General features: G+C 69.0%; 15 protein-coding genes. 7 read left to right on the top strand and 8 right to left on the bottom strand.

The window, feature by feature from the left end; genetic code table 11:
- The 3 genes from AC5Y6Y_RS13820 to AC5Y6Y_RS13830 all read left to right on the top strand — a co-directional run.
- Positions 1-1,078 (top strand): sensor domain-containing protein (locus AC5Y6Y_RS13820; protein WP_499919260.1); only part of this gene is annotated, 1,078 nt, incomplete at its 5' end.
- 3 nt (positions 1,079-1,081) lie between these two features.
- A complete protein-coding gene (locus AC5Y6Y_RS13825; protein WP_463828010.1) occupies positions 1,082-1,849 on the top strand; it encodes a class I SAM-dependent methyltransferase in 768 nt (255 codons plus the stop codon).
- A gap of 45 nt (positions 1,850-1,894) precedes the next feature.
- Positions 1,895-3,370, top strand: a complete 1,476-nt coding sequence (locus AC5Y6Y_RS13830) for an aldehyde dehydrogenase (RefSeq protein ID WP_499930103.1) — start codon at positions 1,895-1,897, stop codon at positions 3,368-3,370.
- 89 nt (positions 3,371-3,459) lie between these two features.
- Here the strand turns inward: AC5Y6Y_RS13830 and AC5Y6Y_RS13835 are convergent, their stop codons facing one another.
- Positions 3,460-4,245 (bottom strand): crotonase/enoyl-CoA hydratase family protein, encoded by a 786-nt coding sequence (locus tag AC5Y6Y_RS13835; protein WP_473138921.1) that lies wholly within the window; start codon positions 4,243-4,245, stop codon positions 3,460-3,462.
- A gap of 198 nt (positions 4,246-4,443) precedes the next feature.
- On the opposite strand from AC5Y6Y_RS13835, the gene AC5Y6Y_RS13840 reads away from it, so the two are divergent.
- Both AC5Y6Y_RS13840 and AC5Y6Y_RS13845 read left to right on the top strand, forming a co-directional pair.
- Positions 4,444-4,605 carry a hypothetical protein gene (locus AC5Y6Y_RS13840; RefSeq protein ID WP_463828031.1) on the top strand — a complete coding sequence of 54 codons (162 nt, stop codon included), beginning with the start codon at positions 4,444-4,446 and terminating at the stop codon, positions 4,603-4,605.
- Positions 4,602-5,243: a TetR/AcrR family transcriptional regulator gene (locus tag AC5Y6Y_RS13845; RefSeq protein WP_473138920.1), complete on the top strand. Its 642-nt coding sequence runs from the start codon at positions 4,602-4,604 to the stop codon at positions 5,241-5,243. The genes AC5Y6Y_RS13840 and AC5Y6Y_RS13845 overlap by 4 nt, the downstream gene beginning before the upstream one ends.
- Here the strand turns inward: AC5Y6Y_RS13845 and AC5Y6Y_RS13850 are convergent, their stop codons facing one another.
- Positions 5,244-5,540 carry a hypothetical protein gene (locus AC5Y6Y_RS13850; RefSeq protein WP_463828006.1) on the bottom strand — a complete coding sequence of 99 codons (297 nt, stop codon included), beginning with the start codon at positions 5,538-5,540 and terminating at the stop codon, positions 5,244-5,246.
- Positions 5,537-7,030, bottom strand: a complete 1,494-nt coding sequence (locus AC5Y6Y_RS13855) for a class I adenylate-forming enzyme family protein (protein WP_473138919.1) — start codon at positions 7,028-7,030, stop codon at positions 5,537-5,539. Before AC5Y6Y_RS13855 ends, AC5Y6Y_RS13850 begins: the two co-directional genes overlap by 4 nt.
- Positions 7,031-7,223: 193 nt before the next feature.
- Here AC5Y6Y_RS13855 and AC5Y6Y_RS13860 point away from each other — a divergent pair, with 193 nt between their 5' ends.
- Entirely contained in the window at positions 7,224-8,594 is a 1,371-nt protein-coding gene (locus AC5Y6Y_RS13860; RefSeq protein ID WP_473138918.1) for a PP2C family protein-serine/threonine phosphatase, read from the top strand.
- 6 nt (positions 8,595-8,600) lie between these two features.
- Here AC5Y6Y_RS13860 and AC5Y6Y_RS13865 read toward each other — a convergent pair whose 3' ends face one another.
- From AC5Y6Y_RS13865 to AC5Y6Y_RS13875, 3 genes are all read right to left on the bottom strand, one after another.
- Positions 8,601-9,377 carry a crotonase/enoyl-CoA hydratase family protein gene (locus AC5Y6Y_RS13865; protein WP_473138917.1) on the bottom strand — a complete coding sequence of 259 codons (777 nt, stop codon included), beginning with the start codon at positions 9,375-9,377 and terminating at the stop codon, positions 8,601-8,603.
- Between the two features lie 70 nt (positions 9,378-9,447).
- Positions 9,448-10,857 (bottom strand): WS/DGAT/MGAT family O-acyltransferase, encoded by a 1,410-nt coding sequence (locus AC5Y6Y_RS13870; RefSeq protein WP_499930104.1) that lies wholly within the window; start codon positions 10,855-10,857, stop codon positions 9,448-9,450.
- A gap of 35 nt (positions 10,858-10,892) precedes the next feature.
- Positions 10,893-12,089 carry an alpha/beta hydrolase fold domain-containing protein gene (locus tag AC5Y6Y_RS13875; protein ID WP_463828001.1) on the bottom strand — a complete coding sequence of 399 codons (1,197 nt, stop codon included), beginning with the start codon at positions 12,087-12,089 and terminating at the stop codon, positions 10,893-10,895.
- 299 nt (positions 12,090-12,388) lie between these two features.
- Between AC5Y6Y_RS13875 and AC5Y6Y_RS13880 the strand changes: the two genes are divergently transcribed.
- Entirely contained in the window at positions 12,389-13,279 is an 891-nt protein-coding gene (locus AC5Y6Y_RS13880) for an alpha/beta hydrolase (RefSeq protein WP_473138916.1), read from the top strand.
- Here the strand turns inward: AC5Y6Y_RS13880 and AC5Y6Y_RS13885 are convergent, their stop codons facing one another.
- Complete coding sequence (locus tag AC5Y6Y_RS13885) at positions 13,280-14,581, bottom strand: amidohydrolase family protein (RefSeq protein ID WP_473138915.1); 1,302 nt, start codon at positions 14,579-14,581, stop codon at positions 13,280-13,282. It abuts the gene before it with no gap.
- Between the two features lie 7 nt (positions 14,582-14,588).
- Positions 14,589-15,752 carry a CoA transferase gene (locus AC5Y6Y_RS13890; protein ID WP_499930105.1) on the bottom strand — a complete coding sequence of 388 codons (1,164 nt, stop codon included), beginning with the start codon at positions 15,750-15,752 and terminating at the stop codon, positions 14,589-14,591.
- Positions 15,753-15,886 lie beyond the last annotated feature (134 nt).

A 15,886-nucleotide genomic window follows, 5' to 3' on the forward strand; every position in this document is an offset into this window, starting at 1 on the left:
TCCGTCGGTGTTGCGCCACGGCCTGCCCGCCCAACTCGACGCCGTGGTGGCCAAGGGGATGGCCAAAAACCCCGACGACCGCTACGACACCACCCGAGAGCTCACCTTGGCGGCCCGCGCGGCGATCACCGGACCGCTGGCCCGGCCGCAACCGGCCCCCAGCCGGCCCGAACCCCCGAATCCGCGGCCGATGCAGTCCGGGCCGATCCCGTCCGGGCCCGGTTACCAACCGCCGCGCCCGGCCTACCCACCACCGCCGCAGCAGCACACCCCGCCGCCGTATGCGCCCAACCCCGCCCAGTTCCAGCCGGCCCCGTTCACCGGCGGGTACGGCGGTCCGCCGCCCTTCCCGTCGGCCCAGCGCAGCAGCAACCGCACCTGGGTGTGGGTGGCGGTGGCCGCCGCTGTGGTGGTGGTGGTGATCGTCGGCGTCATCGGCGTCGCGGTGGGCACCGGTTCCGATGACACCGCAGCCTCCTCCGGCACCTCGTCGACCACGACCACGACCACCACCGCCCCGCTGGTCGCCCCCGGGGCGCTGGACGGGCTGCTGCTCACCCCCGACGCCGTCAGCAAAGCGATGTCCACCACCGGCATGACCTCCTCCGCCGGGCACCACGCGATCACCAACAACCCGTACCAGGTGACCCCCGTCGAATGCCGGTTCGTCGACACGGTGGAGGCCGACGCCTTCGCCGGAAGCGGCATGACCGACTCGGTCGAGGAGCAGGTATCGGAGAAACCCACCTATCACTGGGTGGACCAGGCCGCAGCGCGCTTCCCCTCCGCCCAGGCCGCAGCCGCATACGTCACCGCGGCGCAAGCCAAGTGGCAGGCCTGCGCCTCGAAGAGTTACACGGTCACCAAGCCGTCCGGCGAAGCCAAGCCCTGGTCGGCGGGACCGGTGTCCAGCATCAACGGCACCCTGCGGGTCACGGTCACCGGCGGCAACTGGCGCTGCCAGCAGGCTCTGACCGCCGTCAACAACATCGTCGCCAACGTCCAGGCATGCAACGCGAACCTGACCGACGAGGGCGTCCGCATCGCCGAGCAGATCGCGGCGAAGGTGCCGAAGTAACGGGTGGCCGTCACCGACGCCTTCGCTCGGCGGGCCACCCTGCGCCGCTCGGTGCGACTGCTGCGGGAGTTCCGCTACGAGCAGAGCGACCCGGCCCGCTTCTACGGCGCCCTGGCCGCCGACACCGCCGCGATGGTCGGCGACCTGTGGCGCTCCTGGTGCGGGGACGACCTCGCCGGCGCCACGCTGCTCGACGTGGGTGGCGGACCCGGATACTTCGCGGCGGCCTTCGCCGGCGCCGGGGTGCGCTACATCGGCGTCGAACCCGACCCCGCCGAGATGCACGCGGCGGGACCGGCTTTCCAGCGCAGCACCGGCACCTTCGTGCGCGCGTCGGGCATGGCGCTGCCGTTCGCCGACGACTCGGTCGACATCTGCCTGTCGTCCAACGTCGCCGAGCATGTGCCGCGGCCCTGGCAACTCGGCAACGAGATGCTGCGGGTGACCCGGCCGGGTGGACTGGTGGTGCTGTCCTACACCGTGTGGCTGGGCCCGTTCGGCGGTCACGAGATGGGCCTGACCCATTACCTCGGCGGCGCCCGGGCCGCCGCCCGATACGCCCGCAAACACGGCCATCCGGCCAAGAACAACTACGGGTCGTCGTTATTCGCGGTGTCCGCCGCCGACGGCCTGCAATGGGCGGCCGACACCGGCGCGGCCGTCGCGACTTTCCCGCGCTACCACCCACGATGGGCCTGGTGGGTGACATCGGTACCGGTGTTGCGGGAGTTCGTCGCGAGCAATCTGGTGCTGGTCCTCCGAGCGCACTAATGGAACATGTTCTCGTTTTGCGCCGTCTTGGGTATGGTGGCGACTGTGACCAACGCGACAACCGCTACGACGGAGTACGACAAGCTTTTCATCGGGGGCAAGTGGACCGAGCCGGCGACCGCTGAAGTGATCGAGGTGCACTGCCCGGCCACCGGCGAGTACGTCGGCAAGGTGCCATTGGCGACGGCGGCCGACGTCGACGCCGCAGTCGCCGCGGCCCGCGCGGCCTTCGACAACGGCCCGTGGCCCACCACCCCGCCGCAGGAACGCGCGGCCGTCATCGCCAAGGCGCAGCAACTGCTCGAGGAGCGCAAGGAGTTGTTCGCCAAGCTCCTTGCCGACGAGACGGGTCAGCCGCCGATGACCATCGAGACCATGCACTGGATGGGGTCGATGGGCGCGATGAGTTTCTTCGCCGGCCCGGCCGCCGACCAGGTCACGTGGCGGGAGGTGCGGACCGGCTCCTACGGGCAGACCATCGTGCACCGCGAGCCGATCGGCGTGGTCGCCGCAATCGTGGCGTGGAATGTGCCGCTGTTCCTGGCGATCAACAAGCTGGGCCCGGCGCTGCTGGCCGGCTGCACCGTGGTGCTCAAGCCGGCCGCCGAAACGCCGCTGACCGCCAATGCCCTGGCGGAGGTGTTCGCCGACGCCGGCCTGCCCGAAGGCGTGCTGTCGGTGGTACCCGGCGGCGTCGAAACCGGTCAGGCGCTCACCTCCAACCCCGACGTGGACCTGTTCACCTTCACCGGCAGCTCGGCCGTCGGCAAGGAGATCGGCAAGCGCGCCGCGGACCTGCTCAAGCCGTGCACGCTGGAATTGGGCGGGAAGTCGGCGGCCATCGTCCTGGAGGACGTCGACCTGGCCGCTGCCGTCCCGATGATGGTCTTCTCCGGAATCATGAACACCGGTCAGGCCTGCGTGGGACAGACCCGGATCCTGGCGCCCCGCTCGCGTTACGACGAGATCGTCGACGCGGTCAGCAACTTTGTGCAGGCCCTGCCCGTCGGCCCGCCGTCGGACCCGACCGCGCAGATCGGCTCGCTGATCTCGGAGAAGCAGCGCGCCCGGGTGGAGAGCTACATCGCCAAGGGCAAGGAAGAGGGCGCCCGGCTGGTGTGCGGCGGTGGCCGTCCGGAAGGTCTGGACAACGGATTCTTCGTGCAGCCGACAGTTTTCGCCGACGTCGACAACAAGATGACGATCGCCCAGGAGGAGATCTTCGGGCCGGTGCTGAGCATCATTCCCTACGACACCGAAGACGACGCGGTCAGGATCGCCAACGACTCGGTGTACGGACTGGCCGGCAGTGTGTGGACGTCGGACATCCCCAAGGGCATCGAGATCTCGGAGAAGATTCGCACCGGCACCTACGCCATCAACTGGTACGCCTTCGACCCCTGCTGTCCCTTCGGCGGGTACAAGAACTCCGGCATCGGCCGGGAGAACGGGCCCGAGGGCGTCGAGCACTTCACCCAGCAGAAGAGCGTGCTGATGCCAATGGGGTACACGGTCGAGTAACCGGGCGTATTGCGCCGAGTGTGAACTACGCTGCGCGACAGGCCGAATGGACGTCGTGAGGTTCACGGTCGGCGGTATCAGACGTTCCGCTAGCCACCCTGAAAACGCGCCTCGCGGCGCTCGATGAACGACTGCACACCCTCGGCGGCGTCCGCGCTGGCGAACAGTTCGGTGACGGCTGGACGCAAGCGTTCGATCGCGGCGCCCTCCCCCTGGGCCCGGGCCAGCTGCGCAGAGGCGAGGGTTGCCCGCACCCCCAGCGGCGCCGCGCGCTCGGCGATGGTCTGGGCGATCTCGCGAGCCCGGGTCAGCGCGGCCGCGGCGTCGTCGGCAACCTCCTGAACCAGCCCGATGCGGTGTGCCTCGGCGGCGTCGAACTCGTCGCCGGTGAGCAACCAGCGCATTGCATTGCCCCAGCCGGCATCCCGGGGCAACCGGATGGTCGCACCGCCGAACGGGTAGATACCGCGCTGAACTTCCAGCTGCGTGAAGCGGGTGCCGGCCGCGGCGATGCGGATGTCGGCGGCCAGCAACAGTTCGATGCCCAGGGTCATGCACCAACCGTGTGCGGCGGCGACCAGCGGCGTGGTCCAAGGGCCGTCCAGCCGCCACGGGTCGCGACCGTCCGGGGGCATGGGCGACTCTCCCGCCGCAATCCCGGGGCCGACGTCGACGAGGTCCAGACCGGCGGTGAAATGGTCGCCGTGCGCGAACAGCACCCCGGCGCGCAACTCGTCGTCGGATTCCAGCAGCGCATAGGCGCGGGACAGGTCGGCCAGCATCGTCCGGTCGAAGGAGTTGCGCTTGTGCGGGCGGTTCAGGCCGATCAGCAGCACATGGCCGTCGCGCTCGAGGGACACTGTGTCGTTCGTCATGGGGCCAGTGAAACGCAGTCCGTTGAATTATGCAAGATAGCATAATTTCGGGACCACAAGTATTGCGATCACTCTGCCTGGTACTCGGAGGTGGTGAGGTAAACCCAGGCCTGCTCGGTACTTAGCTGGCTTAGCTTGCCTCCCTGACACGTGTCTTATATGCTCACTCGCATAGTCATGGGCCGGTGGACCCGGTCCATGGCTGCACCACCCAAGCCGGGAGAAGTTATGTGGATCATCGAACTCAACGTCGCCGGCTACCGGTTCACCCGCGAAGTCCCTGACCCGCGCCGCCGGCAGTTCCGGGTCAGCCCCCGGGCGTTGCACTGGCCGGCAGTCCGGCACTCGCGCGCCGCATGACCCGTACCGAGGAGCAGACCGCAATGGATCCGCAGCCCGCCAAGCGGGGCGGCACCCGGAACAACATGCTGGTCAGTGCCGCACAGGTGATGCGCGAGCGTGGCGCCGCCGGAGTGACCATCGATGCGGTGCTGGCCCGCAGCGGTGCCCCGCGCGGCTCGGTGTACTACCACTTCCCCCAGGGCCGCAATCAGTTGCTGACCGAGGCGTTGCGGTACGCGGGCGACACCATCACCGCGACCATCGACCGCGCCGTCGACCGGGGCGGCCGGGCGCTGCTGCGCGAGTTCGTCGAGTTATGGGAAAACCTGTTGACCGAGGGTGATTTCCACGCCGGCTGCCCGGTGGTGGCTGCCGCGATCGGCTCGGCCGACGATGAACTGCAGCTCGCCGACGAGGCCGGCGTGATCATGGGCCGCTGGTGCACCGCGCTGACGCGCGCCTTCGTGACCGACGGCTTCGACGACAACGACGCGGCCTCGCTGGCCGTGACGTCCATCTCCGCACTCGAAGGCGCCATCGTGCTGTGCCGCTCGACGCGCAGCGTCGCACCGCTGCGCGAGGTCGGCGGCCAGCTGGAATTCCTGGTCAAGGCACGGGAATTCGTCCGCCGTAACGGGCTGGCCGAGCGACCGTAGTCAGTCGCTGGCGGGCAGCGGCTTGACCTCTTTGAGCGACAGCTTCGTCTCACCCACGCTGAGGCTGCCCTTGCCGGGCTTGGTCACCAGGACTTCGGCGCCCGTCTCGTCGACGTAGCGCTTGCCCATCACACTGCCGTCGGCAAAGGCGGGGTCGATCTCACCCGAGCGCTCGGCGCCCATCTCCACCATCGGCGCTCCGCCGCAGCGCAGGTCGTCGAGGCTGTCGGCGCTGCGGACGACGATGATTTGGGTGTCGCACACCTGGCTGGCCAGGCGGGTTCCGTTCTTGATCATGATTGCATCCCTGCTAGGTGTTCGATGATCTCCCGGCGAAGCACTTTGCCGGTGGCGGTGGTTGGCAGCTCGTCGCGAAACACTACTCGGTCCGGAGTGCGCGACCCCCGCAAACTCTTTCGGACAAATTCACGCAGTTCCTCGGGGTCGGGATCGACATCGTCACGCGGCACCACCACGGCGACGATCGCCTGGCCCCACTGCGCATCCTCGACACCGACCACCGCCACGTCACGCACGTGCGGATGCTCGATCAGCACCTCTTCTAACTCGGCCGGCGCGATGTTCTCGCCGCCGCGGATGATGGTGTCGTCGCTACGGCCGCCGATGAACAGGAATCCCTCTTCGTCGAGGGTGGCGATGTCCTTGGTCGGGAACCAGCCGTTTTCATCGAGCACCGAACCGATGCCGGTGTAGCGTCCGGACACCTGCTCGCCGCGCACGAACAGCTCGCCGGTCTGCCCGGGTCCCAGCACGGTGCCGGCCTCGTCGCGGATCTCCACCTCGATGCCCGGCACCGGCCGGCCCACCGAACCCAGCCGCTTCACCGCGGCGGCATCCGCGGCCGCCAGTGCCGCACGGTGGTCGTCGGGGGTGAGCACCGCAATCGTCGAGCTGGTCTCGGTCAGGCCGTAGGCGTTGACGAATCCGACGTCCGGCAACAGCTCGAGGGCGCGGCGGACCAGCGGCAGGCCCACCTTGGAACCGCCGTAAGCCAGGTTGCGCAACGCGGGCAGCTTGTGGTCACCGGCCTCCAGCACCGTCACGATGCGGTCCAGCATGGTGGGCACCACGGTTGCGGTGGTGACCTGTTCCGCGTTGGCCAGCCGCACCCACTCGTGGGCGTCGAAGTTGGGCAGATACACCATCTTGCGGCCGGCGTACAGGTTGGACAGCGCCGCCCCGACCCCGGCGACGTGGTAGGGCGGCACGCAGATCAGCGCGGCGTCGTCCGGCCCGGCCGACTCGAATTCCACCGTGCCGGTGACGTAGCTGGTCAGGTTGTTGTGGGTGAGTTCGACGGCCTTGGGCGCCGAGGTGGTGCCCGAGGTGAACAGCACGATCGCCACCGAGTCCGGGTCGGGGAACTCCGCTGCCGGTTCGGCGGTACGGGCCGCGGTCAAAAACTCCTCGGACGACATCACCCGGCGATCGCCGCCGCCGAGTGCGTCCCGGTAGCGTTCGTCGACGACCACCAACGGGTCCGGCAGGCGGTCGAGCAGGGCGCCGATCCCCTCGGCCGACAATCGGTAATTGATCGGCGTGAAGGTCAGACCCGCACGCGCGCTCGCGAAGATCAGGATCGGCAGCAGCGCCCCGCCGGTCCCGACGTAGGCGACGTGCCGGGCGCCCGAGGCCGCGATCACCCCCGCCCCGCCGTCGGCGAGGTCGCTGAGTTCCCGGGTGCTCAGCCGCAGTTCCTCGGAGATGACAGCCGTGCGGTCAGGGTTGCTCGACGCAGCCATCTCGAGAAGCAACGAAACGCTCATCCGCGATCCTTCTGGGAACCCTGCCCTTTACAAATTCTGCCGACAGTGTAACCCATCGCGGGGCCGGTCCCGCCCGCCGGGGCGGGCCGCCGCTTAGCTGCGCCGCAGCCCCGCGCGCATACATCCGTAGAATTCCGGGCAACCAGAGAGTAGCTGCGCCACACCGAGTCCACCGATCCCGAATGCGCATCCCATGCCCCCGATCACCTCGAAAGCCACTGCGGCCGAATCGGCGCGGGTGCGCGCCGTCGAGCGCTACCGACTGCTGGATTCGGCGCATGACCAGGTTCTCTCGCGGGTGGTGCGGCTGGCCGCGGAGTTCTGTTCGGCGCCGATGGCCGTCGTCTCGATCGTCGGGCGCGACCGCATCCGGTTCGTGGCCAGTCACGGGTTCGACGTGGACCTGCCCACCGTCAGCCGCAACGACGGCCTGTTCGGGTCGGCGGTCCTGAGCGACGCACCCCACGTCGTGCGGGATGTGCGCGCCGACCCCGGGACCCGGGACAACAGCTTGGTGACCGAACACCGCATCGGCTGCTATGCGGGCGCACCGATCGTGACCAGCGACGGGCATCGGCTGGGGGCGGTGGCCGTCCTGGACAACGACCCGTGCACCGCGACCGACGCTCAACTGGCCACCCTGACCGATCTCGCCGCCATCGTCGCCGAGCAGTTGGACCTGCGGGTTTCGGCACGCACCGCGCTGCGCGCGGAACGACAGCTGCGCGGCGTGGCCGAGGACGACCGCGACGAGGCCCGGCGCGACCGCGACGACGCGCAGTCAGACCGCGACGAGGCGGTGCGCGACCGCAATATCGCCGAGCACGATCGTGACCTGATCGCCCAGTACGCCACGGTGCTGCAGCGCACGCTGCTGCCGCCCTCGTTGCCTTACATCGACGGCCTGACCGTGGCCTCGCACTACCATCCGGCCTCTTCGCGTCAGGTGGGCGGCGACTTCTACGACGTATTCGCGGTCGGGAGCAACCGGTGGGCGTTCTTCATCGGCGACGTCGAAGGCCACGGCGCGGAGGCCGCGGTGGTGACGTCGCTGATCCGCTACACGCTGCGATCCGCCGCGCTGCACTACGACAACCCCATCGATGTGCTCGTCGAACTCAACTCGGTATTGCTGCGCGAGGTGGAACCGCGCCGATTCTGCACAGTGCTGTTCGGGATCCTGGAGCCGCGCAGCGACGGCCCCGGGTTCGGGGTCACCATCGCCACCGGCGGTCATCAGCCGGCGCTGCTGGCTGACGCCGCCAGCGGCACCGTCGAGCAGATCCGCCCCAGCCACGGCATGCTGGTGGGCCTCATCCCGGGTGCGTCATTCGACGCATGCAGCCTGCGCTTGCTGCCGGGTCAGACGCTGATCTGCTACACCGACGGCATCGTGGAGTCGCGGCGCGCCGAGATCACGTTCGACGAGGACAGGCTGGCCGCATTCGTCACCGAACGCACCACCCTGGGGGCCGCCGCGCTGATCGACGACCTCGTCGCGTTGATACCCAAGCTCAGTCCCGACGACGACATCGCGCTGCTGGCGCTGGGCATCGCCCGGTAGCCGGCCTCAGGTGCCGGTCCAGCGCGCCGGGCGCTTCTCGGCGAACGCGATCGCACCTTCCTTGGCGTCGTTGGAGGCGAACACCGGGCCCAGGATCTTGGTCTGTTCGGCGAACATGGTGTCGCGGCTCCAGCCCCGGGACTCGACGATGATCTTCTTACTGGCCGCCACCGCCAGCGGGCCGTTGGCGGCGATCTTGCCGGCCAGCTCGAGAGCGACATCCAGCGCCTTACCCGGTTCGGCCAACGCGGTGACCAGACCGATCTGGTGTGCGCGCTCGGCGGACAGGTTGTCCCCGGTGAGCGCCAACTCCATCGCGATGGCGTACGGGATGCGTTCGGGCAGCCGCAGCAATCCCCCGCCGCCGGCCACCAGGCCGCGCTTGACCTCCGGGATGCCGAATGCCGAATCCTTTGCTGCCACAATCAGATCCGTGGCCAGCGCCAGCTCGGTGCCGCCAGCCAGTGCATAGCCCTCGACCGCCGCGATCAACGGCTTGTCCGGTGGACGCTCGGTGAAGCCCATCCCGCGGCCCTCGACGATGGGCAGTTCACCGCGGGCGAACGCCTTGAGGTCCATGCCCGCGCAGAACGAGCCACCGGCTCCGGTCAGGATGGCCACCGACAGCCCGGCGTCTCCGTCGAGACGGTCCATGGCGTCGGCCAGACCGTGGGCCACCGCGGAATTGACGGCGTTCTTGGCCCGGGGGCGATTGATGGTGATGATCAGGATGCGGTCGCGTTGTTCGACCAGAACTTCGGGTTCGTTAGCTTCGTCGCTCACAGTCCAGATGGTAGCTGTCGGGCCGCGTGACGAACCGCCCGGTGCGTGTAACGTTGACCGACCCTGTCGATCAGGCCTGCGCCATGGCCTCCGGGACCACGGTGAGCTCTCCGGAAATCCCTGCGGCCCGGCGTATTTCGACGAATTCGGCGATCATCGCCGCGGTCACTTCGTGCGGGTCTTTCAGTGTCGCGCCGTCGGACAGCACCGAGATGTTGAGCTGGTCGACGTAGCTCCACACCGTGATGTTCAGGCCGCTGCCGGCGGTCAGCGGACCCACCGAGTAGATCTCGGTGACCAGCGCGCCGCCCACCCGGCCGCGGGTGCGGGGCCCGGGCACGTTGGAGATGTTGAGGTTGAGGACCTTGTTCTGCCCGTCGCGGCTGGACAACCACCGGAACATGGCTTCGGTCGCCGTGGGGGGCCAGTAGGCCGCCCACCGGCTGATCAACTCCGGGCCCAGCAACTGGTGGCTCTCCTTGGCCGAGACGGCGTTGTCGTGAGCGGCCCGCACCCGCTCCAGCGGGTCGTCCAGGTCGGTCGGCAGCACGACCATCATCCCGCTGAAGTGGTTGCCGGAAATGCGTTCCGGGGAGAAGTCGTAGCTGACCGGGACCGACGCCAGCAACGGCTCGGCCTTGCCGTCGTAGCGCAGCAGCAGGCTGTGCAGGGCTCCGCTGGACATGGCCAGCACCATGTCGTTGATCGTGGCGCCCAGCTTCTTGCCGGTCTCCTTGACGTCGGCCAGCGCCAGGGTGGCGGTGGCGAACCGGCGTTCCGGGGTGATCTTGTGGTTCATGAACGACGGCGGCGGGTCGATCGGGCGGGTGAGCTTCGGGGAGAACTTGTAGGAACTGCTGCGCACCCGTCGGACACCTTGTGCGGTGTAGGCGAACGTGCCGGGGATGCGCTTGATGTGCCGCATGTGGTCGACGAACGCCGCGCTCATCAGCTCTCGCTTGCTAGGCGCGGGATCGGTTGTGTACGAAGCGGTTTGCGGTGTCGGCATGAGATCCATGCCGTGCGCCATCAGATTGGCCGAGGCGACACCGTCGGCCAGCGCGTGGTGGATCTTGAGCACCACCGCTATCCGGTCGTTGGCCAGTCCCTCGACGAAGTACATCTCCCACAGCGGGTGCGCGCGATCCAGGGGGGTGCAGGCGATCTCACCGATCGCCTCGTCGAGTTCCCGACGGCCGCCCGGGGCAGCCAGCTGCCAGGGCCGGACGTGGTACTCGAAGTCGACGTCGCAGTTCTCCCGCCACATCGGGTGGTGGAACTTGAACGGGACGTCGATCAGCTGGTAACCCAGCGGGACCAGCTTGTCCATCCGGCCGGCGATGACCTGACGGAACGCGTCGATGGTGAAACCGCGGCTGGCCTCGTCGAGCTCGATGATCGCCACCTTGATGGTGTGCATGTGCACGTTCGGCGTCTCGCTGTACAGCAGCACCGCGTCCCAGCCGGTGAGCCGCTTCACCGCAATCCCCTACCCATCACGCGACCCTAGCGCGATCAGATGACCTCTTGGGCGAACTGCGTGCGGGTGCGGTGCACCTGGTTGAGGAACAACGCCGTCGCGTGGGCCATCGCGCCCGCGCGGGGACCGTCGAGCATGTCGAAGCCGTGGCCGGCACCCGGCAACTCCACGTAGTTGACCGCCGCGGTCGAGACCGAACGCAACCGTTCGACGAAACTGCGCGCCTGATCGACCGGGATCACGTTGTCCCCGCTGCCGTGAATCACCAAGAACGGCGGCGCATTTCGATGTACGCGCGCGATCGGCGAGGCGTCCCGGAAGATCTCGGGATGCCGGGCGATGGATTTCTGGACCACCACCCGCTCCAGGAACTGCACGAACCGATCCCGCTCGGGGGTGGAGCGGTCCTCCCAGCAGTAGCGGCCGTAGATTCCGACCACCGCGTCCACCGAGCTGTCCGCGCCCTCGGGCAGCTTGGCGTCCAGCGTGGCGTCGTTGGGGGTGAGGCCGGCCAGCGCGGCCAGGTGCCCACCGGCCGAACAACCCGCCACCGCGATGAAATCGCGGTCGCCACCGAATTTGTCGACGTTGGCCCGTGCCCATGCGATCGCGGTCTTCACGTCGGTGATGTGCCGTGGCCACCGGTTGTGCGGCGAGACCCGATAGTTGACGGCCAGGCACACCCAGCCCTGCTCGGCCAGTCGTGACATCAGGGCGGTCCCCTGCATGGTGGTGCTGCCGTGCACCCACGCACCACCGGGCAGGAACACCAGCACCGGCGCGTTGGCGGGCAGATCCTTGCGACGCCACACGTCGAGCATCTGCGCGGGGTGGTCGCCGTAGTGCACACCGCGGCGGTGCAGGTACTTGCTGCCACGCAGGGCCGCCCAGAACGGCGGTGTCCGGTCGGCGGCGGGCCAGTCCAGGTCCAGTTCGGCAGCTGAGACCGTGCCGCGCAGTGCGGCAATGGACACCTCGTTGGTGCTTTCCCGGTCCCGGCGGCGCGTCTCGCCGCTGCCGGGGGCGAACCGGCCCTTCGCCGACGTCGACATCAGTTCCGGCGCGATCCGGATGCCCCACACACTCATGGCGGCCATGGTGCCCAAGGGTTCCAACCGCTTGCCGATGATCGGGAGAGCGGCACCGGCTCTGCTCATCGCCAACAGGTAGTCGGCCGGACCGGCGCGCAACAACCGCTTGACGCAAGATTTGGACTGTCCAGTCGCCGTCATGCAGGGCACTGTACCCCTACCCGCGGGTAATAATCGTTCAACTGTGTGCGGTATTGGCCGGGTGGCTCGGGAAATTCGGTAGCCGCATTTGCTGCTCGGGTATTCATAGCTTTCCACGACTGTTTCGCCGTTAGCTGTCGGGTGTCGTGGCGCCGCCGAAAAAGTCCCGCTGCCGGGTCACCGGGACGACCGGCGGCCGGGGCGGCCGATCGTGTGGTGAATATCGCTGTGCCACAGCTGATTTCAATGTTCCGCAGACCCCTGCGGTGCCTGATCGGGGGTGCAGGGATACTGAATCGATGGTCGATGCCGTCCACCCTGATCTGCGCCGGCTGGCGCGCGTTGCGCCCAAGAGATTGGTCGGCCCCCGGACATTGCCGTTGATGCGCGTCGCTATGGGGTTGCGGACCAGGCTGGGCCGCGCCCCGAAGGGCGTCGAGGTGTTGACCCTGCCGTCGGGGGCGGGTGTGCGGCTCTACCGTCCGGCCGGCACCACCGAGCCGGGGCCGGCGTTGCTGTGGATTCACGGCGGCGGCTATGTGCTGGGTTCGGCGCAACAGGACGACCTGCTGTGCCTGGGATTCAGCAAGCGGTTGGGCATCACCGTGGCGTCGGTCGAGCACCGGCTCGCACCCGAACATCCCTATCCCGCGCCCCTGGAGGACTGCTATTCGGTGCTGGCCTGGCTGGCCGGACTTCCCGCAGTGCAGGCCGACCGGGTGGCGATCGGCGGCGCCAGCGCCGGCGGCGGTCTGGCAGCGGCGTTGGCGCTGCTGGCCCGCGATCGCGGCGAGATCACGCCGGCTTTCCAGCTGCTGGTCTACCCGATGGTCGACGACCGCAGCGCGGCGGCGCCGGCCGACCCCGATCACCGGTTGTGGGACCCGGTAGCCAACCGGTTCGGCTGGACCGCCTATCTGGGCGGTGCGGATCCGGCGGTCGCGGTCCCCGCCCGACGCGCGGACCTGCGCGGGCTGCCTCCGGCGTGGATCGGCGTCGGGACCCACGACCTGTTTCACGACGAGGACGTCGAATACGCGCGCCGGCTCACCGAGGCCGGGGTGCCGTGCCAGCTGGAGCGCATCCCGGGTGCATTCCACGGTTTCGACCTGGTGGCACCCAAAGTCACAGTGTCTCAACAGTTCTTCGCCATGCAATGCGACGCGCTGCGCGCAGCGCTGACCCCGTGATCACATCGCGAAGTAGACCAGCTCACCCCTGATCAAGGTGGCCGCCACCAGGGCGGCATCCAGTTCGGCCAGTGCGACCGCGGGCGGCTCGGACAGCACGCACAGATCCCCCGGCTCGCCGATCTCCACCGTCCGCGGCCGGTCCGGCCGATCCGGCCAGCCCAGGAACATCGTCAAAGCAGTTCTGGGCGAGACACATTCGGCGGCGTTGAGCACCGCGCCGCTAGGGGTGGTGCGCGACACGGCGGCCCGCATCGCCGCCCACGGGTCGCCGCTGCCGAACGGCATATCGGTGGACAACGCCACCGGGATATCGGCGTCGAGCAATGAGGCGACCCGCCAGAGTTGGTCGTGCTCGTCGGCGGGGACATCGGTCAGGTACTGGTCCCCGCGCTCGGCAACGAAATTCGGTTGCGTCACCACTGTGATGCCCAATTCGGCCAGATCGGACAGGGTGTCGCCCGGGACGACGGCGGCGTGCTCGATGCGGTCGAACGGATGGCCGCCGGCGGCCCGCAGCGCCGCGATCGTCACCACCAGTTGCGCCGCCGTCACGCAATGCACAGCCACCGGCTGGCCGAACCCGTGCCGCTCACTGATCCACTCCGCCAATGCATTCAGATCAAGCCGGTCATCGTGCAGGATCTTCTTACCGGGCGAGAGCAGGCGCACCCCGGGCCGGAACTCGCCGTTTCGGTGCGCCATCATCAGCGAGATCAGGTCGCCCGCATCGATGTCCGGGGTGGCGTCGGTGACCCCGGTGACTCCGCGCGCGACGATCCGCCTGCTCAGTTCGGCCAGGTCGGTTTCGCGGCGCTGCAGGGCCTGTGCCCACGGATCGGCGCTGCGCAACCGGCCGTCGGGGTGGGCGGCCAAGCCCACCCGGCCGAGCGCTGCGGAGTTGAGTACCCACAGCGCGCCGCTGCGGTGCTGGATACGCAGCGGAACGTGGGCCAGCACCGCATCCAACGTGGCCCGATTCAGTTCCCCGGCAACCGATTCGTGGTATCCGACGGCACGTATCCACCCGTCGGGTCCCGGGACGGCAGTCGACAACGCTTGTGCCAGTTGTTCTTTGGTGTGCACGGCGGGTGGCCCCACGGACAGCGAATCCAATGCCGATGCGGCCGAACGCAAGTGCACGTGATGGTCATGCAGTCCGGGCAAGACGGTGCCACCGCCGGCGTCGAGCACCCCCTCGCCCGCGCGCGGCGATAACTCCCGGCCCACCTGTTCGATTCGCGCGCTAACCCGGATATCGACCGTGCGCCCGTCGAGCAACGCCGCCCTGCGGATCAACATGGCAGCCTCAGCATGTGCGCCGCAGCCTCTCGGTCACCAGGTGGCGGACAGCCTCGTCGTCGGCACCGAGGGCGGCGGCGGGCTCCGGCACCGTCGGCGCCCGCGGCGGCTCGACCGGGCAGGCCGATCCCGGTGCGCCGGTCGGCAGCGCCGCATACGTCGCGGCGACGGCAGCCATCGAGACGTCGATCAGCTCGCCACCGCCCCGGCGCAGCGATTCGGTCACCACCCGGGCGGCCTCCAGTCCGGTCAGCGGATCGGCGATCGCGTCGCCACAGAACACCGGCCCCCGGCCGACCAGGCCACCGGCCACCGCGGCGTCGTCTCCGAACGCCGGCCGTCGGGAAGCCGACCCGTGTCCGCAGATCCGCAGCCAGATCCGGGCCACCCGCGGCGCCAGGTCGTCGGGTCCCAATCCGCGGCGGGCCAGCCCGTCGGGCCGTGACCCTTCGATGACGATGTCGGCCGCGGTCAGCAGCTGACGCAGCTCCCTGGTCTGGCGGTCGAAGTCCAGGCAGTAGGACAGCTTGGCGCTGTTGACCCAGTCGAAGAAGACCGGGTGGCCGCCCCGGGTGCCGTCGGGCCGCTGCGGACTCTCGACCTTGACGACGGTGGCGCCGTCGCGGGCCAGCAGTCGTCCGCACAGCGGTCCGGCCCACATCGAGGACAGATCGGCGACCAGCAGCCCCGCCGGCCCGCGTACCGGGCCCCGTGGCGCCGTCCGACGTACCACGGGCGCGGCCGCGGTGGTCTCACCCAGTGCCGCCGCCGGGATGTCGAGCAGTTCGGCCCGCGCGACGATCTCGGTCGTGGGCCGAGTGGCAGCCCATCTTTCCAGGCACGGCCACGGATCGTCGGCGACCTCGTCTGAACACAGCAGCGCAGGGACCGCCGCAACATCGTCGGGACGCGACAGCGTCACGGCGCACCAACCGTCGCGTGCGCCGAGCAGCCGGGTGGCACCGCCGGCCGACACGCGACCGCGGCGGGTCAGGCCCAGCAACGCGGCCCGGCCGCTCAGCAGCGCGGCGGCGTCGGGGGCGATCTGCTGCGCGCGGCCGACCACCGCCGCGCGCGAGAAGTCGGGCGGCCCGTCCGGCGGACCGGTCAGGTAGGCCAGCCCGCTGCTGCCCCACGCCGGGGTCCAATCCGAGGCGGCTTCCGGACTCACCCCTCCATGGTTGCGCGTGTCGCGGCGCCGGTGTGAACGGGCCCAGCGGAGGTGGAACCGACGTGCGGCGCAGCCCCCCATGCCGAAACTATCCGCATCATTAGCAGGTTTTTGACGGAAAGACAGTTTGTTTT

Source organism: Mycobacterium sp. NGS24 (assembly GCF_059813065.1).

Bases quoted from the DNA above. Each gene is read 5' to 3' on its own strand.
- AC5Y6Y_RS13835 (WP_473138921.1), bottom strand. From the start codon at position 4,245: ATGACGAACGACACAGTGTCCCTCGAGCGCGACGGCCATGTGCTGCTG.
- AC5Y6Y_RS13840 (WP_463828031.1), top strand. From the start codon at position 4,444: ATGGCTGCACCACCCAAGCCGGGAGAAGTTATGTGGATCATCGAACTC.
- AC5Y6Y_RS13845 (WP_473138920.1), top strand. From the start codon at position 4,602: ATGACCCGTACCGAGGAGCAGACCGCAATGGATCCGCAGCCCGCCAAG.
- AC5Y6Y_RS13850 (WP_463828006.1), bottom strand. From the start codon at position 5,540: ATGATCAAGAACGGAACCCGCCTGGCCAGCCAGGTGTGCGACACCCAA.
- AC5Y6Y_RS13855 (WP_473138919.1), bottom strand. From the start codon at position 7,030: ATGAGCGTTTCGTTGCTTCTCGAGATGGCTGCGTCGAGCAACCCTGAC.
- AC5Y6Y_RS13860 (WP_473138918.1), top strand. From the start codon at position 7,224: ATGCCCCCGATCACCTCGAAAGCCACTGCGGCCGAATCGGCGCGGGTG.
- AC5Y6Y_RS13875 (WP_463828001.1), bottom strand. From the start codon at position 12,089: ATGACGGCGACTGGACAGTCCAAATCTTGCGTCAAGCGGTTGTTGCGC.
- AC5Y6Y_RS13880 (WP_473138916.1), top strand. From the start codon at position 12,389: ATGGTCGATGCCGTCCACCCTGATCTGCGCCGGCTGGCGCGCGTTGCG.
- AC5Y6Y_RS13885 (WP_473138915.1), bottom strand. From the start codon at position 14,581: ATGTTGATCCGCAGGGCGGCGTTGCTCGACGGGCGCACGGTCGATATC.